This is a genomic window from Clostridium sp. CTA-1 (genome assembly GCF_054768215.1).
The window spans coordinates 20364-41543 of record NZ_BAAAAP010000010.1; the positions used below are offsets into that span (position 1 = coordinate 20364).

At 26.4% G+C, this 21180-nt stretch carries 21 protein-coding genes; 3 read left to right on the plus strand and 18 right to left on the minus strand.

The genetic code is table 11. From position 1 onward, the window contains the following. Nucleotides 1-43: 43 nt before the first annotated feature. The 9 genes from cmk to ACYUEW_RS10060 all read right to left on the minus strand — a co-directional run bounded on the left by cmk (nt 44) and on the right by ACYUEW_RS10060 (nt 10816). Nucleotides 44-697, minus strand: a complete 654-nt coding sequence (cmk, locus tag ACYUEW_RS10020) for a (d)CMP kinase (RefSeq protein ID WP_003486015.1) — start codon at nt 695-697, stop codon at nt 44-46. 76 nt (nt 698-773) lie between these two features. Then, the gene (gene aroH, locus ACYUEW_RS10025) at nt 774-1145 is read right to left on the minus strand and encodes a chorismate mutase (RefSeq protein WP_003486014.1); all 372 of its coding nucleotides are present in this window, start codon (nt 1143-1145) and stop codon (nt 774-776) included. Further along, the gene (locus ACYUEW_RS10030) at nt 1145-2368 is read right to left on the minus strand and encodes a BaiN/RdsA family NAD(P)/FAD-dependent oxidoreductase (protein ID WP_460276683.1); all 1224 of its coding nucleotides are present in this window, start codon (nt 2366-2368) and stop codon (nt 1145-1147) included. The genes aroH and ACYUEW_RS10030 overlap by 1 nt, the downstream gene beginning before the upstream one ends. A gap of 286 nt (nt 2369-2654) precedes the next feature. Further along, nucleotides 2655-3920, minus strand: coding sequence for an NAD-specific glutamate dehydrogenase (gluD, locus tag ACYUEW_RS10035; RefSeq protein ID WP_003486010.1), 1266 nt, complete (start codon nt 3918-3920; stop codon nt 2655-2657). 233 nt (nt 3921-4153) lie between these two features. Then, nucleotides 4154-5038, minus strand: a complete 885-nt coding sequence (locus tag ACYUEW_RS10040) for a MurR/RpiR family transcriptional regulator (protein ID WP_003486009.1) — start codon at nt 5036-5038, stop codon at nt 4154-4156. Between the two features lie 401 nt (nt 5039-5439). Then, complete coding sequence (locus tag ACYUEW_RS10045; RefSeq protein ID WP_460276684.1) at nt 5440-6150, minus strand: pseudouridine synthase; 711 nt, start codon at nt 6148-6150, stop codon at nt 5440-5442. Nucleotides 6151-6258: 108 nt separating this feature from the next. Continuing rightward, nucleotides 6259-7548, minus strand: a complete 1290-nt coding sequence (locus ACYUEW_RS10050) for a lactate racemase domain-containing protein (RefSeq protein ID WP_265204374.1) — start codon at nt 7546-7548, stop codon at nt 6259-6261. A 272-nt stretch (nt 7549-7820) separates the two neighbouring features. Continuing rightward, nucleotides 7821-9101, minus strand: coding sequence for an L-cysteine desulfidase family protein (locus tag ACYUEW_RS10055; RefSeq protein ID WP_003486003.1), 1281 nt, complete (start codon nt 9099-9101; stop codon nt 7821-7823). Nucleotides 9102-9412: 311 nt separating this feature from the next. Then, nucleotides 9413-10816: a glycosyltransferase family 2 protein gene (locus ACYUEW_RS10060; RefSeq protein WP_003486001.1), complete on the minus strand. Its 1404-nt coding sequence runs from the start codon at nt 10814-10816 to the stop codon at nt 9413-9415. 370 nt (nt 10817-11186) lie between these two features. Here ACYUEW_RS10060 and ACYUEW_RS10065 point away from each other — a divergent pair, with 370 nt between their 5' ends. Together ACYUEW_RS10065 and ACYUEW_RS10070 are read left to right on the plus strand one after the other, a co-directional pair. Continuing rightward, complete coding sequence (locus ACYUEW_RS10065) at nt 11187-11378, plus strand: ribbon-helix-helix domain-containing protein (RefSeq protein ID WP_003486000.1); 192 nt, start codon at nt 11187-11189, stop codon at nt 11376-11378. Nucleotides 11379-11761: 383 nt separating this feature from the next. Then, the gene (locus ACYUEW_RS10070; RefSeq protein ID WP_460276685.1) at nt 11762-13783 is read left to right on the plus strand and encodes a methyl-accepting chemotaxis protein; all 2022 of its coding nucleotides are present in this window, start codon (nt 11762-11764) and stop codon (nt 13781-13783) included. 43 nt (nt 13784-13826) lie between these two features. On the opposite strand, the gene ACYUEW_RS10075 is transcribed toward ACYUEW_RS10070, so the two are convergent. From ACYUEW_RS10075 to ACYUEW_RS10090, 4 genes are all read right to left on the minus strand, one after another. Next, nucleotides 13827-14513, minus strand: a complete 687-nt coding sequence (locus tag ACYUEW_RS10075; protein ID WP_003485996.1) for a cytochrome c biogenesis CcdA family protein — start codon at nt 14511-14513, stop codon at nt 13827-13829. A gap of 1 nt (nt 14514) precedes the next feature. Then, entirely contained in the window at nt 14515-14946 is a 432-nt protein-coding gene (locus ACYUEW_RS10080; protein WP_003485995.1) for a thioredoxin family protein, read from the minus strand. Nucleotides 14947-15060: 114 nt separating this feature from the next. After that, nucleotides 15061-15897, minus strand: a complete 837-nt coding sequence (locus ACYUEW_RS10085) for a carbon-nitrogen hydrolase family protein (RefSeq protein ID WP_003485993.1) — start codon at nt 15895-15897, stop codon at nt 15061-15063. A 123-nt stretch (nt 15898-16020) separates the two neighbouring features. Then, nucleotides 16021-16578, minus strand: coding sequence for a hypothetical protein (locus ACYUEW_RS10090; RefSeq protein WP_003485991.1), 558 nt, complete (start codon nt 16576-16578; stop codon nt 16021-16023). Nucleotides 16579-16984: 406 nt separating this feature from the next. Here ACYUEW_RS10090 and ACYUEW_RS10095 point away from each other — a divergent pair, with 406 nt between their 5' ends. Continuing rightward, complete coding sequence (locus tag ACYUEW_RS10095) at nt 16985-18418, plus strand: cation:proton antiporter (protein ID WP_043031914.1); 1434 nt, start codon at nt 16985-16987, stop codon at nt 18416-18418. Nucleotides 18419-18553: 135 nt separating this feature from the next. On the opposite strand, the gene ACYUEW_RS10100 is transcribed toward ACYUEW_RS10095, so the two are convergent. The 5 genes from ACYUEW_RS10100 to ACYUEW_RS10120 all read right to left on the minus strand — a co-directional run bounded on the left by ACYUEW_RS10100 (nt 18554) and on the right by ACYUEW_RS10120 (nt 21151). Further along, the gene (locus ACYUEW_RS10100) at nt 18554-18898 is read right to left on the minus strand and encodes a carboxymuconolactone decarboxylase family protein (RefSeq protein WP_460276686.1); all 345 of its coding nucleotides are present in this window, start codon (nt 18896-18898) and stop codon (nt 18554-18556) included. A 272-nt stretch (nt 18899-19170) separates the two neighbouring features. Next, nucleotides 19171-19680 carry a GNAT family N-acetyltransferase gene (locus tag ACYUEW_RS10105; RefSeq protein WP_043031915.1) on the minus strand — a complete coding sequence of 170 codons (510 nt, stop codon included), beginning with the start codon at nt 19678-19680 and terminating at the stop codon, nt 19171-19173. Between the two features lie 206 nt (nt 19681-19886). Continuing rightward, nucleotides 19887-20393, minus strand: a complete 507-nt coding sequence (locus ACYUEW_RS10110; RefSeq protein ID WP_043031916.1) for a rhodanese-like domain-containing protein — start codon at nt 20391-20393, stop codon at nt 19887-19889. A 232-nt stretch (nt 20394-20625) separates the two neighbouring features. Continuing rightward, nucleotides 20626-20937: a YbjQ family protein gene (locus ACYUEW_RS10115; RefSeq protein WP_003485980.1), complete on the minus strand. Its 312-nt coding sequence runs from the start codon at nt 20935-20937 to the stop codon at nt 20626-20628. Beyond that, a complete protein-coding gene (locus ACYUEW_RS10120) occupies nt 20918-21151 on the minus strand; it encodes a hypothetical protein (protein ID WP_043031917.1) in 234 nt (77 codons plus the stop codon). The genes ACYUEW_RS10115 and ACYUEW_RS10120 overlap by 20 nt, the downstream gene beginning before the upstream one ends. Nucleotides 21152-21180 lie beyond the last annotated feature (29 nt).

Sequence of the window (21180 nt, forward strand, 5' to 3'; positions counted from 1 at the left end):
ATGTTTTTAATATTGTTTTTTTCATAGGATTAATAATTATTTCTTAATCTCTTTTTATTATGGTACATATTTTATCAACTACTTCTTCTATAGTAAAATTAGAAGTATCTATCAAAATAGCATCTTTACTTTGCTTTAAAGGATTAATTTTTCTATTGCTGTCTATATAATCTCTTTCTTTAATTTCCTTTAATACATCCTCAAAATCAATATTTATATGCTTTTCTTTTAATTCTTTTAATCTTCTTTTTGCTCTAACTTCCGCACTAGCTGTAATAAAAAATTTGTAAGGAGCATCTTTAAGAACTACTGTACCTATGTCTCGCCCATCCATTATCACATTATATTTTTTGCTTATATTTTGTTGCATGGAAACTAAAAGTTCTCTTACTTCTTCCACTGCTGCATATTTAGATACATTATTATTTATTATAGGCATTCTTATAGCCTCTTCTAAATCTTTTCCATTAACAATTATATTATTACCATTAAAACTTATGTCCATGGAATTAATTAAAGTCTTAAGGCTTTCTATATCAGAGGGTTCTATATTATTTTCTAATGCCATAAGGGTTACTGCTCTATACATGGAACCTGTATTTATGTACATTATATTTAATTTCTTTCCAATAATTTTTGCTATGGTGCTTTTCCCTGCTCCTGCAGGGCCATCTATGGCTATAGATATATTCAACATTATTCCGCCTTTCCTTAATGCATTTTATAATTAACACTATATAATTTTATATTCTATAAAATCTATAAAAATTCCTTTAATTTGGCGAAAACAAATCTTTTCTAAGAGTCTTTGCTCTGCCAAGATAAACATACTCTATATTTTCTTCAATATTTTTATTTTTTTTGTCTATTAGAATTAGAATTCTTATGCATAAAGGCATAGAACCCTCAACATACATTTCATTAAAATGCATTATAGCTACATTTTTTAAGTTAAAATTCTCTCTAATATATTTCCCTGGATAGTCCTTATCTATGTCCTTTGTACAGGATATAAATATAGATAATATATCTTCTATATTTATATTGTTTCTTATTAATATTTCTGAAAAAAGTTTTATTGAAGCTTCTTTAATATATTTTACTTCATTTTTTTCTATAGTTATTGCCCCTCTTATAGACTGCATTAATTTTCACCTACCTTTAAACCGGCTAAATAGCCTGTAGATAGAGCTATTTGTATATTAAATCCACCAGTAAAGGCGTCTACATCTATTAATTCTCCTGCAAAATATAAATTATTTATTATTTTAGATTTCATAGTAGATGGGTCTATATTTAGCACATCAACACCTCCAGAGGTTACTATAGCTTCTTTTATAGATCTTTTTCCTTTTATAGTTAATGGTAAATTTTGTAGCAAATGTACTAAATTTTTTCTTTCTTCTTTTGTAATAGAGTTTACTTTTTTGTTCGGATCTATTTTACTTAAGTTTATTATAATATCTATAAGTCTTTTAGGTAATAAATCATTTAGAGAATTACTAAAATCTTTATTACAATATTTCTTAAAATCCTTTTGTATTCTCTCATCCAGATCATTAGGTGAGAGAGCAGGTTTTAAATTTATAAAAACTTTTAAATTATCTCTATCTATTACACTACTAGCTGTAAGTATAATAGGCCCTGATATGCCAAAATGAGTAAACAACATTTCTCCAAAATTTTTATATAATGTTTTATTTTCAGAATCTATAACTTTTATTTCTACATTTTTTAATGCCAGTCCTTGTAAGTCTCTTATCCACTCTTCTTTTGTCTCTAGGGGAACTAAAGATGGTTTTAATTTTTTTATATTATGGCCTAATTTTTCGGCTATTTTATGTCCATCACCTTCAGAACCTGTTTGAGGATAGGATACCCCACCAGTACATAATATAAAATAATCTCCCTTTATTTTTTCTCCTTTTTCTGTTTCCACATATTTTATGCATGAATCTTCTTTGTGAATTTTTGTTATTCTTTTATTAAGTAATATTTTTACATTTCTTTTTATAAGTTCTTTTTCTAAAGCATATATTATATCTGAAGATTTATCTGAAGAAGGAAATACTCTATCTCCTCTTTCTACTTTTAATTTAATATTTCTATCATTAAAAAATTTAATAGTATCTTCATTTGTAAAAGTATATAAAGGACTATATAAAAAATAAGGATTAGTTGGAATATAATCAAAAAATTCGCTTATATCTTTAGAATTTGTTACATTACATCTCCCTTTTCCAGTTATATATAATTTTTTACCCACCTTTTCATTTCTTTCTATTAATATAACATCATGTTTTTCTGCTGCTTTAATGGCTGCCATCATACCAGCAGGGCCACCACCTATTACTATAATTTTTGACACCTTATCACCTCTAAGTTTTATTTTCTAATACTTATTATATAATAAATTCATTACTATAAATATATATTTTATAATAAAAAGGTATTTATTTCATAGATAACTTTACAATTATAAATTAAGTTTTACTTTATTTTTATAGTACATTTATTTCACATATAGTATTATAATTTGTATATTTAAGAATAAATATTTAAGTATTTTTTAAATTAAAATTTATAAAAATATACTAAAAACGAAAAAAGAGGTTTGATAATTCAAACCTCTTTTTGTATATTTAAGATTAAGATTAATACCAACCTCTTAATTTCATAGCTCCTGCTACTTTCTTAATTGAGTGCATGTAAGCTGCTTCTCTCATTGTAACACTATATTCTTCTTTTATAGCCCAAATTGATTCAAAAGCTTTTACCATAGCTTCTTCTTCTTTAGCTTCTACTTCTGCTTCTGTCCAGTAGTAACCATATAAGTTTTGTACCCATTCGAAGTAAGAAACTGTAACACCACCAGCATTAGTTAATATGTCTGGAGTAACTGTTATTCCTTTTTCTTTTAATATAGCATCTGCATCTGGAGTTATAGGGCCGTTTGCAGCTTCACAAACAAGTTTTGCATTGATTGATGAAGCGTTTTCATGAGTTATAGCATTTTCTAATGCTGCTGGGATTAATATATCTACATTTAATGCCCAGAACTCATCTAAAGATATTTTTTTAGCTCCTGGATAACCTAATAGATTTCCGTTTTCTTTAACATATTCTATCATAGCGTTTCCATCTAAACCGTTTTCGTTATAGATAGCATAAGTTCCTTCTTCTTTGCACCATTCAGCTAAAGCTACAACTGTTCCACCTAATTTTTCGCAGTTTAATACTGTGTGACTTCCAACATTACCTATACCTTGGATAGCTAATTTAGCTTTTTTCATATCTATTCCTAATTTAGCAGCTGCTTCTCTCGCAGTTACTGCAACACCAAAACCTGTAGCTGCATTTCTTCCTAAAGAACCGCCAAATTCAACTGGTTTACCAGTTATAACGCCTATAGCACTTCTTCCTACTAATTTATTATACTCGTCTACCATCCAAGCCATTATTTGACCATTTGTGTTTACATCTGGAGCTGGGACATCTACTTTTTCACCTATTAATTTGTGAATACCGTCTATGTATCCTCTACTTAATCTTTCAAGTTCTCCTTTAGATAAAGTTTTTGGATCAACTATGATTCCACCTTTTCCACCACCATATGGAATTCCTGTTACTGAACATTTAAATGTCATCCAGATTGATAACGCTTTCACTTCATCTAAAGAAACATTTGGATGGAATCTTACTCCACCTTTTGTTGGACCTACTGCATCATTATGTTGAGATCTATAACCTTTGAAAACCTTTACTGAGCCGTCGTCCATTTTAACTGGAATTGAAACTTCAATTACTCTTTGAGGTTCTTTTAATAACTCATATACTGCTGGTTCCATACCTAATTTGTCACAAGCTGTTTTAACTTGTTTTTGTGCATTTTCAAATGGATTTAAATTTTCTTTTGCCATATTGATTACCTCCCAATAGTGAATATAATATTGCAACAAATTTTGCAATGTTACATTTAAAATTTATTTTTAATTACTTTTATATTATATGTATTCTATAAATTTTTAACTTTTCCTTCTTTAAAATAAAAAAATAATTAAATTTTTAGAAAAATAATAAAAAACAGAAAAAAGAGGTCTAAAAGAGATCTCTTTTTTACACAAGCCCTAAAAACAGCTTTTTTATGAATATTTTAGTATTTTTTATCTTTATTGTCCCTGTAAGAATAAACTTCATATTCTTGCCAAATATCTTCAAGGGTACTGAAGGTTGAAGATATTTTGTCTTTTTCTCTTAATCCTACTGCTATAATTAATGCATTTATTACACTAAGTGGGGCAACCAAAGAATCTACAAAGGAAGCCATATTACTTTGAGCTATTAATGTATAATCTGCTTTTGCAGCTAAAGGAGATAATAAACTATCTGTTATAGCCACAACTTTTGCTCCTCTATTTTGAGCAAAAGTTAGAGCTTCTATAGTTCTAGCTGCGTATCTTGGGAACCCTATACCTATAACTAAGTCATTTTCTGATACATTTATCATTTGTTCAAAAATATCACTAATTCCATAAGCAATTATATTTACATTATCTAATATTAAATTTAAATAGAATCCTAAAAACTCTGCTAAAGCAGTAGAACTTCTAAGCCCCAAAATGTAAATTCTTTTAGCTTTAAATATATTGTCCACTACATCTTGAAAAGTATTATGATTAATTTTTTCTAAAGTAGCTCTTATATTTTCCATATCAGATTTTAATACACCTTTTAAAGCAGACTCTTCACTTACATAATCATTTGAAAGTTCTATTCTTTGAACTGTTGTAAGTTTATTTTTTATAAGTTCTTGTAGAGCTTTTTGAAGTTTTGGATATCCAGTAAATCCGAGCTCATTTGCAAATCTAACCACAGTAGATTCACTAACCCCTACGCTTGTTCCAAGTTTTGCCGCAGTCATAAAAGCAGCCTTATCATAATGCTTTAATATAAACTCTGCTATTAATTTTTGACCTTTACTTAATCTTGGAAATTTAACTTGAATTATTCTCATTAAATCTTGTTTGTTTTCTTCCATATATAAATCAAATCCTTTCTTACAGGTAAAAAAAATTATGCATTATCTATTTCAGTTTATCATCTATTGAAAACTTTATCAATAGATGATGCAATTGTTTGTTAATTGAACTATTTAAAACAATTATTATTCGTATATATATATATTTATTTTCTTTGATGTGATATTTAGAATATAAACTTATAATAAATATTGAAGTTATTTTAAATAATCATTGAAACAGCTATTAAGAGTATAATTATAAGTATACTCTTAATCTTTTAAATAATATGAATTATAAGTGTTTTTACATAAAACTATATTTCTTTGAAACTATTTATGATTTTAAAAAATGAATCTTAAAAATATTTGAATGTATTATTGGTAAGTTTTTAACAACCTTATTTACTTTTAGATTTAATTTATATTTTAATTATATAATCTATTTCCTTCTTAGTTAAGTATCTCCACTCACCTAATTTCAAATCACCTTTTGATATATTACCTATAGAAATTCTATCTAAATCTATAACAGGATGACCTATAGATTTACACATTCTTCTTACTTGTCTATTTTTACCTTCGTGAATTTTTATTATTATTTCAGAAGTATCCTTATTTGTTTTAAAAATTTCTAATGCCGCTGGAGCTGTTATGTAATCCCCTATATCTATGCCTTTTTTAAATAACTCTATATGGTCTTTTTTCATAGTTCCTTTTACTTTAGCCTTATAAATCTTTATTTTTTCAAATTTAGGATGAATAATCTTATTGTATATTTCTCCATCATTGGTAAGTATTATTATACCTGATGTGTCCATATCTAACCTGCCTATAGGGTATATTCTTTCTTTAACTTTTACTAAATCTAAAATAGTTTTTCTGCCCTTTTCATCTTTAGCAGTACATAGATACCCTTTTGGTTTATTAAGTAAAATGTAAATTTTATTTTCTTCTGGTTTTATAATATTCCCATCTACTTTTATAATGTCTTTTCCAGATATAATTTTTGTGCCTACTTCTTTTATTTTAATGCCATTTACTTCTACTCGCCCTTCTAAAATAATATCTTCACATTTTCTTCTAGACGCAACGCCACAAGAGGCCATATACTTTTGTAATCTTTCTTCCATATAATCACCTTTATATTATATTTTATTGTAACAATACTAACAATACTATTGTATAGGTTTTATGTAAAAAGTCAAAATTTAAGGAAAGTGCGTTGCACTTTCCTTGTATTATACTAATTTAGGCAATGTATTAGCTCCATGTGGTAATACATAGGTTTTTAGGTGTTCCCCTTTTTCTTTTTTTACTATCTCTAAGGCCTCTTCTAAAGTTTTTACAACTTTAATTTTTGTATTTTTCATAATTTCAGGATCTATATTACTTACTAATATTAAGTTGAATTTTTCTGCTGTATCACAAGCTATATAACTTGTATGTTTAGATATACTATAGTTATCTCTAAGTTCTTTTTCTCTATCTAAGGCATTAGTAAAGTCTGTAAGCATCATTTTAACACCTTCGTCGCCACCTAGTCCTTCACTACATTCTGATAGTATTATAATTGTTCCATTTTCTTTGCAGGCTTCTCTTGAATTAACTATAGTTTTAGAAGATTGATAAAAATTTATATCTTTAGGGAATCCTCCAGCTGTAGATATAACTAAATCTGCTTTTTCTTTTATATCTACTCCATCTATTTTATCTACATATTCTCTCCCTTTATCATGAGCTTTTATGTAATTTCCAGATACTGCAGCGCCTATATTTCCATCTGGACCTATTATTACATTAAACATAAATGTAGGTCTTATAAAGCTTGCAGCTTCTAACATATCATTATGAATTGGATTTTCATATATATTACCTGCACGAACATTAGGATTTTCACCATCACCAAGGTTCCCACATAAGGATAGAGCATGATTAGCCATTACTGTTTCAAAACTACTTATACCTGGTAATATAGCTTTTTTACCGCCGGAATAACCTACTAAAAAGTGATATATTATTGCACCTGTAAGTATTACATGGTCACATTCTAATGCAAGTTTATTAATCATTACAGGAGTGTTGTAAGAGGTCTTACCAACGTAGACTAAATCTTCTTTTTTAGTGCTGATGTGGTCAACTACTTTATAGTTATTATATAATTTTTCACCTATAAGTATTTTATGTTCTTCCTCTGTTTGTTCTCTGTGAGTACCTGTAGAACTTAAGAAAATTATATCTTCATCCTTTACTCCACCTTTTTTAATTTCTTCTACTATATAAGGTAAATATACACTTGATCTTTGCCAAGCTCTAGTTATATCTGGTATAACAATACAAATTTTTTCTCCTTCATGAACAAGTTCCTTTAAAGGTGCACTGCATATAGGGTTTTCTATAGATTCTTTTATTATTTCTTCTTCTGTTTTATCTAAATTCCACTCATTACGATCTATTACCCCTAATAAATCTTCTTCAGATAATGAAAATTTTATAGAATCCTTCCCATATTTTAATCCTAATTGCTGCATAATTAAAACCTCCTTCAAATTATGACAAATTAATTTTAAATTTACACTTTTTATTTAAATGTGTCAAGAGTATGATGGGTAAAGAACATATTATAAAGAACAAAGTACAATAAATAGCGTATAATTGGAAATTACTATGATAACTTTTAAAGGTATAAAATAGAAAGTACTTTTAGGGGAAATTAGCATTTCTTATTTTTATAGCTATTTATTCACTAAAAGTACTTTTATTTTAATCTCTTACCTTTAAAACCTAGGATAATATAATTAATTTATTTTGAACATTCTATCATTATATTTAATATTTCTTTATCTGTTTCTACCATTCCAGGATAAGCTATTCTACCTATATTTTTCATTGTAGTTTCTATGGAATCTGAAACAATGCCACATTTATTTGGTATTACTATATTTTTAATGGCCATTTTAGCACTTAAGAAAGCTGCTTTCACACCAGTGTTCGCTTTTAGTGAACAGGCTGAATTTCCACCGGTACAAATCATTCCTGTAATATTAGAGGTCATATTTTTTATGGTGTTTTCTATTTCTTTTAAACCACCACCTAATAAGTAACAAATTCCGGCGCTAGCTCCAGTACCTGCAGCTACAGCACAGCCACAGAAAGCAGATAGTTTCCCGGAATATTCCTTTATATATATATTTATAATATAGCTCAAAGCTATGGATCTTGCTAGCATTTCATTATTTAAATTCTTCTTTTCTTTTATAGCCAGCAAAGGCAAGGTAGTTATTATACCATGATTGCCACTGCCTGTTATTGTCATAGCAGGTAAAGCAGCACCAGACACTCTAGCATCTATAGCACTGCAAGTAAGTGATTCAGCATATAATTCATAATTATTTTCATCACAGCTTTCTAAAATTAGTTTACCAAGGCCTATTCCTAAACCTTCTAATCCTTTTTTAGATAGTTTCTTGTTCATTTTAATTGATTCTAATAAAAATTCTATTTTTTTATAATTAACAGTATTTACAAAATGCACCATTTCATCTAATTTCATTTCAGTTATTTTTTTAGAGTTTACAGTTTTTCTTGAAAGCTCATTGTTTCTATTTAAAGGATCTTCCTTTTGATATAACACTTTATCATTTTTTTCTACTAAAATTATATTATCGTGTTTATATCTTATTATAGTTCTTCCTACTCCATTATTTGTAGTTACGATAGCTTCTACATAAAGTCCTTCTGTTTCAGATTTTAATTCTATATTAATTTTATCTAACATAGTTTTAGCTTTTTTTACATCTTTTTCTTTTATTTTTCTTAAAGACTCTAAACCGAAGGAAGCATCTCCACCAATAGCCCCTAATAAAGCAGCCATTTCATTACCAAATTCATTTGTTCCTGGAACTGTACAGGAAAAAGCATTTTTAAATAACCCAGGATCTGTTATTACTTTTATATTTTTTATTTCTCCGCCAATTACTTCATAGGCTTTAGCGGTTGATAAAGCTATAGAAGCTGGTTCAGTAACACCAAATCCTGGCACCATCTCTTTTTTTAATATATTTATTATAATATTTTCATCCATAATATCCCTCCAAATATAATATATAGTTTTGTACTAGTAGATTATAGTTCTAATCATATGAGAGTAATATTAGAGTTAAGCTTTCATTTATAAAAATAAAGTTATGTATTTTATATATAAGTTTATTAAATCAGGCTTATATAAATAAAAGCTTCTTAATTATTAATTTCTACAAAATAATGTTAATTTCCTTTGTTAATATTATTTTTAATAGAGAGCCTTTAAGATAGTGATATAGTTATTTTAAAATTCTATATATAAAGATACAGTCCCATATAAATTTTCTTTATATGGGACTGTATCTTTATGGTTTAATCCATTTCCTGTATGCTCATTTTTCTTATATGTTTTGTATGGCTCCATTCTTTATTATTTTTATTTAATATTCCTTGTATGGTTATTGGTATCCAAGTCAGAGTATATATTCCATACAATAAATACCATATAAACATTTTTAAGGATTTTTTTCTGTCTACTATATATAATAATAATATGAAAATGCTTAAATATATTACTGATAAAACAGCTACTTCATATAATTTGGGTTTATTACCTAAAATCAATCCGAATAAAAATACATTTAAAGAATAAGCTGAAAATGTCAAAAACATTCCTTTAGAAAGTTTCTTTTCTAAAAGCATAATAAGAGGAGTAAATAAAAATTGTATTATGCTAAACATCTTCCATATCCAAGGTGAAAATAAATAACTTATTACGAATATATTAGCTCCCCTAGAAGAATTATTTTGTATTAAGGTAAGGATAGCTGATAGTGCAAGTAAAAGAGTAACAAAAGGTTGCACCGTATATAAAGCACAATCTAGGGCAACAAAACTTTTTTCTTTAAAAGCTTTTTTAATAAGTTTTGTAAAAAATCTCGAAGATACATCCGCAAATCCTTGCATCCATCTTTTCCTTTGATTCCAAGATTGTTTTAAAGTAAGGGGTTTTTCATCATAAACTCTAGCATTATGTGCCCAGCCTACTTTGTGTCCATTTAAGACTAATTTGCAGGTAAATTCTAAATCCTCCGTTAAACAAGTAGCACCCCAACCTAATTCTTTTAGGGTTTTTGAATCCATACAGAAACCAGTACCACCTATTTGATTTGATAGTCCTAAATTTGCTCTTGCTAATTGAAATAATCTATTTGCTGTCCAAAAAGCTATAGAATAAGAACCGGTTATCCATGAATCATTAGGATTTTTGCTATCTATGTATCCTTGAACAACTTTATAACCTTTAAGCATTTTGTAATTCATTTCTTTTAAAAAGTTTTTAGAAACTAAATTATCTGCATCGAATATTGCTATAGCATCATAGTCTTTGTCCATATTAAACAATTTAGAAAACATCCATTCTAAAGCATAACCTTTTCCTCGTTTGTCTGGTACATTTCTTTCACAAACATATATTCCATCGTAAGTTTTAGCAATTTTAGCAGTATTATCAGTACAATTGTCCGCTATTATAAAAATATCATACATATTTTTAGGATAGTCTAGAGATTCTAAGCTCTCTATTATTTTGGCTATAACCATTTCTTCGTTATGAGCTGCTACTACTAGCGCAAAGTTTTTTTTAGGTGTGTAATTTTCAGCACCATTGTCCTTTTTTTTATATATACCAAATAAAGATAATATAAGGTAATATAGTGTTATAACAAATACAAAAATTTGAAAAATTAAAGTTAAATCAAAAATAAAATCCTTCATTAGTTTTACCCTTTCTATTTAAATATTTAATAATACTGTCCTTAATTTATTTTTAAAAATTATACCGTTATTCATGATAACACATTTTCGTATAGTTGTTAATCATTAAAAGTATTTTTTATTTCTTAAATTATTCATTTCAATTATATATTAGTCATATTATAAAGTAATATTATATGTAATTTCTGTATAGGATTATTTAAACATATATTTATTTTTATACATATTTATGTTGATCATATTGACTTTATACAGGCTATGTGCTATACTTTATATTGTAATATGATTGATAAACCTTTTGTGTAAATGTATACATAATATATAGTATACTCTATTGAGAATTTAACATTAAATTAAAGGAGTGTTTTTTATGAACAAAAACTTTAATAAAATTCCTAAAAATGTATTGGATCAAGTTGATAGCTTAATAGGTGATTCAGGAATGTCAAAAGAAGAATTTATAAAAAATTTAATTATGACCTATGGCATAAATTCCGAAGCTAATAACTATGCTGAACATTTAAAAGGTTACGATGCTTATTGTGATAGTTTTATAGGCTAATTTTAAAATATTAGCCTTTACCCTTAATATATATAATTATAAAACTAACAAAACAAAAATACCTGCTGTTTTTATAGCGGGTATTTTTGTTTTTTCTTTCCTCATTGAGTATAGAATACTATCTTATTTAACTGATATTAAATAACACTAATAATACAGATAGAGAAATAAGAAGTAATCTTTTATCCAATTTTAAATTTTTCTAGAAGGTAAGAATTCTAAGATTAGAATCAATAAAAAATTTCATGGTACAAAAAATATTATGGTATTTTTGCCTGTTTATAGTTTAAATTTTGATTTTCGTTTGATTTAAATTTAAAAAATCATTATAATATTATTACATAATGCTAAATTATGTAATAATATTTAGGGGGATTAATACAATGTTTACTAAAGAAAATTTTATAAAACTTAATTTTAAAAAGAAGATATTAATATCTTCTCTATCAATTTTTTTAATTTCAATGATTTTGTTAACGGGATTTACCTTTAAAATGGTAAGTGGTAAGTTCCAAAATCAAGTTCAAGAAGATGGCTTAAATCTAGCAAAGCAAGTAAGTTCTCAAATTACTTCATCACAAAGGGCTACAAAGGAAATAGACAAAATTTTAGCAGATAAAGTTTTATCTATTTCAAAAATGGCTATAGAAAACAAAAATATTTCTAATGAATATTTAACTAGCGTTGCTGTAAAGTGCAATATTCAAGAAATAAATGTAACAGATAAAAATGCTAAAATAATATATTCAAATATGCCAGAGAATATAAACTATGTATATCCTTTAGATTATTCTGGACAAGACATATTAAAGGGTAAAAAAGATCAAGTTATTGAAGAAATAAGACAAAATAAGGTAAATCATAATTATTATAAATATTGCGCGTTAGCTATGCCTAATGGTGGCTTAATACAAATAGGTATTAACGCAAATGAAATACATAATATTAATAAGTCAGTAGACCCGCAAATTATATTAGAAAAATTAACAAAAGATAGCAATATAAAATTTGCTTTAATTATGGATAATAAACTTAAAGTTACTCATCATAGTGATAAGAAGAGAGTCGGAAAAGTTTTAACTGATACTGGAAGTAAAAGTGTACTAGATACGGGTAAAAATTATACATCTACATATGATTATAATGGTGAAGAAGTTTATGATGTTATAATGCCTTTAAAAGATGAAACTGGTAAATTATTAGGTGCTATGGATATAGGAGTATCTTTGGCTACTCAAGAAACTGCTCTTAGAAATATACTAATAACTTCTATATTGATAACTTTAGTGACTTTTGTTTTAGCTGGATTAGTAATACTTTATATACTAAAGATGTCTTTAAAGCCACTAGATAATTTATCTAATATAGCTCAAAAGGTCTCCAATGGCGATTTAACAGAAAAGGTTGAAATTATTAATGAAGATGAAATTGGAGAGTTAAGCAAAATATTTAATACAATGATAGATAGTTTAAGAAAAATCACACAAAATATAAATAATTTTTCAGTACAGTTAGCTGGTTCCTCTCAGGAAATTTTATCCTCTGCAGAGCAAACTTCAGCAGTATCACAGGAAATTTCTAGTGCCACTGAAGAAATTGCTTCTGGAGCTGAAAATCAAGTAAAGGCTAGTAATGAATCCTCCCTACTAATGAATGATGTTATGGGAAATATGTATACTTTAAAAGATGAATTTGATGAAATAATATCTTTTTCCAATAATACAAATACATTAGCCTCAAAAGGACAAGAAAACATGTCTAGTATGGTTAGGCAAATGTCAACAATTAAAAACAGTGTGGTAAATTCTTCTAATATAATATATGATTTGCAAAAGAATTCAGAGGAAATAGGAAATATTGTAGAAATAATAAATACTATAGCAGATCAAACTAATTTATTAGCGTTAAATGCTTCTATTGAAGCCGCTAGAGCAGGAGAAGCAGGAAAAGGCTTTGCCGTAGTAGCAGATGAGGTTAGAAAACTTGCAGAAGAATCTATGAACTCTGCTAATAATATTAAAAATTTAATATTGAATACTCAGGATAAAACTAAAGCAGCTTTAAATTCTATAAAAGATGGAGCTTCACAATCAGAAAAAGGTGAAAATATAGTTGCTAACGTAAAAGAATCTTTAGAAGAAATTTTAACTTCATTCTCTAGTGTAAATCATAAGTTTGAAAGTGTAGATTCTATGATTGCAGCTTCCAATGATAGTATTACAACTATGGCATCAAAATTATATGATATAGAAACCATATCTAATACAGCCTCTGCAAATACAGAAGAAGTAGCTGCTTCTACAGAAGAGCAAAGCGCTACCATAGAAGAAATTACTGAATCTATAGAGAAGTTAGTTAGTATGGTAGAAAATTTAAAAGAAAGTGTATCTATATTTAAACTTTAACTAATATAAAATAGAACCTAGATTGAGAAATCTAGGTTCTATTTTATATTCCTATATATATTAGATAAAGTCCTATAGCCAATATAATTATTCCTAATATTATTTTTAATATATTATTTATTCTGTTTGCCTTAGAAGATCCGTTTATAGATTCAACAAATCCTAAGGAGGTTCCTGATAAAATTATTACAAAACAATGACCTATAGAGTATAAAAGTAACATTAAAAATCCTAATAATATATTACCTTTGCTTCCTACAAAAGCTAATATAGCTATTAATATAGGTGTAGAACAGGGAGAAGATAAAACCCCACCTAATATTCCTAAAAAAAAGGCTCCAAGTATTCCTTTTCTCTTTTTAGGCACTTTACACGACTTATTTTTAGATTCTATTACACCTATAAGTTGTAAACCTACGAAAAGCATTATAATTCCTAGTAATAAGTACCATAGCTTCCCTCCAGATGTAAATAATCTTCCTACCAAAGAAGAAATTATTCCTAAGAAGGTAAAGGTGATTATTATACCTAAAGAAAAAAACAAGGAATATTTAAAAGCAGTTTTTTTATCATTTTTGCCATATTTATTTACATAACCTATTATTAGAGGAAGTGAAGAAAGCACACAAGGACTAAAAGAAGAGATTATGCCACCTAAAAAGGATATTATCAAGGCTAAAAAAATATTATTACCCATTAAGTTTACAGCTTTTGTTATAATCTCATTCATATTATTTTACACCCATCTTATTTATTATATCTATAATTTCTTCTTTTGTAAGCATACCCTCATGTCTTAAAAATACTTTCCCTTCTTTATCCAAAAATACTTGTGTTGGAACTACTGAAACTTTATATTTGTCTCCAAATTCAGGATTCTTTGTTAAATCTACTATATGAGTATCCACTTTATCTTTATATTCTTCTTTTACTTCTTTTATAATAGGTGTCATTTTTCTACAAGGTCCACAGGTTGGGGAACTTAATTCTAATAATACAGGCATTTTACCTATATTAGCTTCATAATCAAGGGTTTCTTCTTTTACTGAATCCCTTCCTATGTTTGAATATTCTTCCTTAGGTTTAACAGCTTTAACCCAAGCCATAATTCCTATAATAACAATTAAAATAAATATTATAAATAATTTAATTTCTTTTTTCATGGTTCCTCCTTTATGCTTTATATTGTAATGTAAAAATTTTAAAATAACCTTCAAAGAATATAATTTCTCTGAAGGTTATTTTAATTTTAACATATAATTATTAGAATTGTTAAATTAAACTTCTGTTAACCTATATATGTCTTTTCTTATATGTCTTAAAAGAGGTAGTTCTTCTCTTATTTTATTTTCATAGTCCAAGTCTATTTCTGAAAAAAGTATATTTTCTTCAGCACCTAATCTACCTACTATATTTCCCCAAGGACTAGCAATTAATGAATTACCATAAGATATATAATTGCTGTTTTCATTCCTAGCAGGTGCTACTCCTACCATATAAATTTGATTATCTAATGCTCTACTTTTAAATAAAGTATCCCAATGAGCGGGGCCTGTAGTCATATTAAAAGCTGCTGGAGTAAATATGATTTTAGCTCCTTTAAGTGCCATTATTCTTGAAAGTTCCGGGAATCTTATATCATAGCATATCATCACCCCTAGTTTTCCCCAGGGAGTATCAAAGAGTGTTATTTTATTCCCAGCAGTTAATGTATCAGATTCTTTAAAGGTTACTCCTCCTTTGACATCTATATCAAATAAGTGAATTTTTCTATGCTTAGTTATTAAAGCACCTTTATTATCTACTATCATAGATGTATTATAAACTTTATCCCCTTCTATTTCAGGAATAGACCCTGCTACAATATAAAGATTTAGGTCGTTTGCAGCTTTTTTTATAGCTTTTACAGTTTCTCCCCCATTTTCTTCATTTATTATTTCTCCATAAGGCTTAAAACATTTATTTTCATAAGGGCAATTGAACATTTCCGGTAGAATGGCTATATTACAATTTTCTTCTTTAGCTTTTGTTAGCATTTCTATAGCTTTTTCTATGTTTTTTTTCTTTTCTTTTTGAACTTGCATTTGGCATAAAGCTATTTTTAATTTATTCATAAAACACCTCCAACTTAAATTATTATAAACCTATTAATTTAAGCAAAGTATTAAAAAGTATAAGGTAAATACCATATTAGTTAAATTATAATATGATTTTATTTTTAGTTTTAAATTAACAGGCTATTTATTTTTTTCAGARTTAGGGTTTATGTTTTCTAAAGTACTATCTACAAAAGCATGTTTTACATATTTATTTAATATGGATTCAAAATTTTCTTTATCTGAAGATGGAATATCCCAGTCTCTTCTATCTGTCCTTCCTTTTTTGTTTGAAAAAGTAAAAAATAAAAGATTAGGATGTTTAGGATGCCATTCCCATCTTGTTATATCTTCCCAGTATACAAAATTATATATACTATTATTATATAAACTTTTATTCCCAATACCTTTATCTGTTACTATTTTTAATTTTGTAAAATCATATATACTTATAAGAAAATATATAATTATAAGTAACCCTGTATTAGAAGCAGTACTTTTTATAAAAGCATATAGCATATAAAATACGATACTTACCATAAGTAATAGTATAAAACTTTGTTTCATTGCACTTCTTTTTAAAGTCATTAATTTATTGCCAATATCTTTATCTTGTTTTCTTCCTAATATAAAAGAATAAAAAAACTGAATAACTATAGCTATTACCAAAACTATTTGCAATATTTTTTCAAATTTCAAAGGAATCCCTCCATTATATAGTAAAATTCTTTAAGCATATTTTAATATATTCTACAATTAAAAATAAAAATCCTTTTATTTTTAATTTGTTAAAGTTTTTTGTTTATATGTTTCATATGAGGAAAAGTAGTTCTTCTAAGGAGATTCCACCAGAACCTAAGAAGCATTTTATGAAATATATAGTGTATAGTTTATATTTTATTATTTACTAATAATTATTATGCATATTATCTATAGGAACTTAATGATAATTAAATACATATTTTAATAAAAAAGTTGAATTAAATTAAATATTAAATAATATTTTTAAATTTCAAAATATTTAAATTCTAAAATTAATGTGTTATAATTAATAAATTCTAATTTTATATGTGACTAATAATTATTTTAAAGGAGAGATTTTCAATTGGAACATATTAATTATGACTCATTACTGATACTTTCTTTGCTTGCATTTATAACTCCACTTTTTATAAATGCTTTAAAAAAATATAAGGTTCCCTTTGTAGTGGGAGAACTTTTTGTAGGTATTATAATTGGAAAAAGCTTTTTAAATTTAATACAAATAGACCCTTGGATACAATTTTTATCTAATTTAGGATTAGCCTACTTAATGTTTTTAAGTGGTTTAGAAATTGATGTTCATAGTATAAAAGTTAGTAAAGATAGTAAAGGAGTAAATAATATAATTATTTGTCTTATAATGTCTTTATTATCTATAGTAGTTTCTTTTGTTATATGTAAATTTTTATATTCTTTAGGACTTATTAAAAATTCTATTTTTATGACTTTTTTATTTTCTGCAGCAGCTCCTGGATTTTTAGTACCATTCTTAAAGCAAAAAGGTATATTAAAAACAGAGTTTGGGCAAATACTATTAATATTTTCACTTATAGGAGAGTTTGTAAGCTTAATTGCTATGACTATTATATCTTCTAAGTTAACCTATGGATTAAGTTATAAAAGCTTTTTATTTTTAATAGTTATTATAGTTTCATTTTTAATTTATAGAGTATTAAGTAAATTACAAGGAAAATATGATTTTGCTACTTTGGCAACTAATAATACTCATTTAGAAGTAAGGGCAGCCTTTGCGTTAATATTAACTTTGGTTACTATATCAAATAAAACTGGTACTGAAATAGCTTTAGGCTCATTTTTAGCCGGAGTTATATTTACATTATTGACAGACAAAAGCCATGAGGAAGATTTAAAATATAAATTAGATATTATAGGTTATGGTTTTTTGATTCCTATATTTTTCATAATGGTAGGAGTAAATTTAGATATAACTACTATATTTCAAAATCCTAAAAGTTTAATATCAATTCCTTTACTTATACTAATAATTTATGTAATTAAATTTGTTCCTTCTTTAGTATTAAAATATAAGTTTAATACTAATAAAGCATTATCTTCATCAATTATTTTATCTAGTCAATTAAGTATACTTATAGTTGGAGCTCAAATTGCTTTTAATTTAAAATTAATTCCTCAGGAAGGTTACTCAGCTTTGATTTTAACTGCTGTAGTATCCTGTATGTTGTTTCCTTTTATATTTGATAAAGTTATGAAATATGATGATTTAGAAAAAACTATAGAATCTAATACCAATAAAATTTGTGTAAGAGAAGTAGTTCCAACCAATAAAAAAATATTTAATAAACCTTTGAAAGATTTAAATATCCCTCAAGGTTCTAGAATATTTTTAATTATTAGAGATGAAAAAGAAATACTTCCAGATGGTAATTCTCTGATTTTGGAAGGAGATATGCTAGTAATTGCAGGACTTTCTGATAAATCTTTAGATTTTTTAAAAATATTGAAAGATGAAAATTAGAATGATTATACTAAAGATTAAATTAAAAGGTTATAACTTTTAGAATATCATATTCTAGAAGTTATAACCTTTTAATTATAAAATAAGTTTTATAATTTAGGAAAGCTTATATATAGTTATTTTCAAACAAATACTTTATTTTTCTAATTCATTTAAAGCGTCAACTAATATTGTAGAACTATAAGCCATAGCTGGACCACCACCGAAAGCCATTGCTACTGTTCCAGCTTCTATTATTTGTTCTCTAGTTAATCCTGCATCTAAAGCATTTTTAACATGAGCTGATATACAGTAAGGGCATCTACTATAAACAGATATGGCTATAGCAATAGCTTCCTTTGTTTTTAAATCTAAGGCACCTTCTTTAAATACTGATTGTACAAAATTAGTTAGAGCTTTCATTTCTTGTGGACTAGAGGACGCTAATTCTCCTGCCCCCTTTTGTAGATGTTCTACCATTTGTCTTGGATTTTCTGACATATAAAAATCCCCCTATTTCTATAATATTTTATAATTTATTCATATATTTAACATTATACTTCATTTTTTTACTTTAATTATATATTATAGCGAATTTTTATAATATAAACTTTAACTATAAGTAATCAATATAGAATTTAGTATATAAATAAAGTTCAACTAAAATTTAGAAAGGATTTATCTTATCTAAATTTTAGTTGAACCAATTTAAAGAGTTTGCATGATTTTGTAAATTATTATAAATAACATAGATTTTATTACCAAAGTCATCATTATAGATTCTCTACAATTTTTTCAAAACATTTGAATGGATTTTCTTTATCTCTAAAATAAACTTCTCCTACTATGGAATAACCTAATCTCTCATAAAGGTTTATTGCCACCTTATTTTTTGAATAGGTATCTAATCTTATAGATCTACAATTTTGTTCTTTAGCCTTTTCATCTACAAAGCTCATAATGGCTTTAGCTACACCATTTCCTTGAAATTTTGGGTTCACTGCTAATCTATGTACTACCAAAGGAGATTTATCATCTAGTTTCCAATGAACATTTTTATATTCAGGAGCTTGATCTTTATTTATTGCTATAATAGCCATACAGTTATTTTCTTCTATTATAGTATATAAATCTTCATTTATTATATCCCTTCTTAAGGTCTCCATATCTGGATATTCTCCATCCCATTGATCATTATCGTTTTCTAGCATATGCTTTTTTACAATTGTTAGCATTTTCATTATAAAATTTAAATCTTTTTCCTTAGCTAATCTTAAGTTCATTGTACCCCACCTTTACTTTGAATTATATATAGTTACTTGTATTCATTATTATATTTTAATAAACGTATTTAAGTAAAGAAATTTTTAAAACTTATATATTCTTATTTAAGTTAATATAATAATTGTTATTTAAAAATATTTATCATATTATATCTAAAAATAGAAATGCCACAAGGAATATATCCCTTGTGGCATTTTATACTATTTTATTTTTCTAATAGATCTTCATGTGTCCAACCAGCTTGTCCTTTTTCTAGTATAAGTAGTCTATCTTCTTTTATTCCTTTTTCTTTTAGATAGTTATAAGTTTTTTCTGCTCCACCTTTTCCTTTTGGACATATAATAGCTATTGGATCTTCTGAAGATGTAAGTTTGTCCATAACTTTATCAAGTTTTGCTTTATCTTCATCAGTTTTAACTGGATAAGCGTTAGTTTCTATAGCACCTTTTATATGATGCTTATCAAATTGGTCTTTCACTTGAATATCTAAGATTATAATTTTTTCTTTTTTCTCAATTTTTGATTTTAATTCATCTGCTTTTATGTAATTATATTCTTTAGATGCTTCATCCTTCTTATCATCTTTTTTAGTTTCTTGCTTAGTTTCTTCTTTTGTATCAGCAGTGTTAGATGTACCTTTGCTACAGCCTACAAATACGAAAGAAAATAATGCTACTACTGATAATAATACGGCTATAATTTTCTTTTTCATATTAGAATCCCCCTATATAAATTTAATAAATTGTAAATACATTACCATTTTAGTTTATTAAAGAAAATAATTCCATAAGTATAGTAGAATTTAATAGTTTAACTATCATCTATAAATTTATATTATAGAACTAAATTTAAGATAAAAACAATTTATTACTGTGAAATTATGCTAAATAGTAAGTATAAAATAATTAATATAAAGGGATATGTAATCTACTATAATGAATATATTATTTAAATTTTACAGCAGTACCATAAGCTATAACCTCTGCAGCACCTTGCATTATGTTACTTGTAGCATATCTTATATTTAAAATTCCATCTGCACCTAGAGCCTCTGCTTCCTTTACCATTCTTTTAGTAGCTTTAGATCTAGCTTCATTCATCATTTCAGTATAACTTACAATCTCTCCTCCTACTAAAGTTTTAAGACCACTTAATATATCTTTACCTACATTTTTAGACCATACAATAGATCCTTTAACTATGGATAAAGTTTCTACTTCCTTTCCCGTGATATAATCAGTATTTACTAATATCATCTTTGTTGTCCTCCTTGATTTCTTTAATTCTTTCATACATATTGTATATTAATGCTCCAACTAAAGCTATGAAAGGCAAAACTATAATAATTAATAAAAGTTTAGCCATACTGTTGCCTATACCAAATATAGGTATTAGGAAAGCACTACCATATAATAGAATTATAATAGAAAATATTATAGTTATAATTATAGTGCTAATATATTTTCCCATATATTATCTCCTTTTTTATAATTATGTAA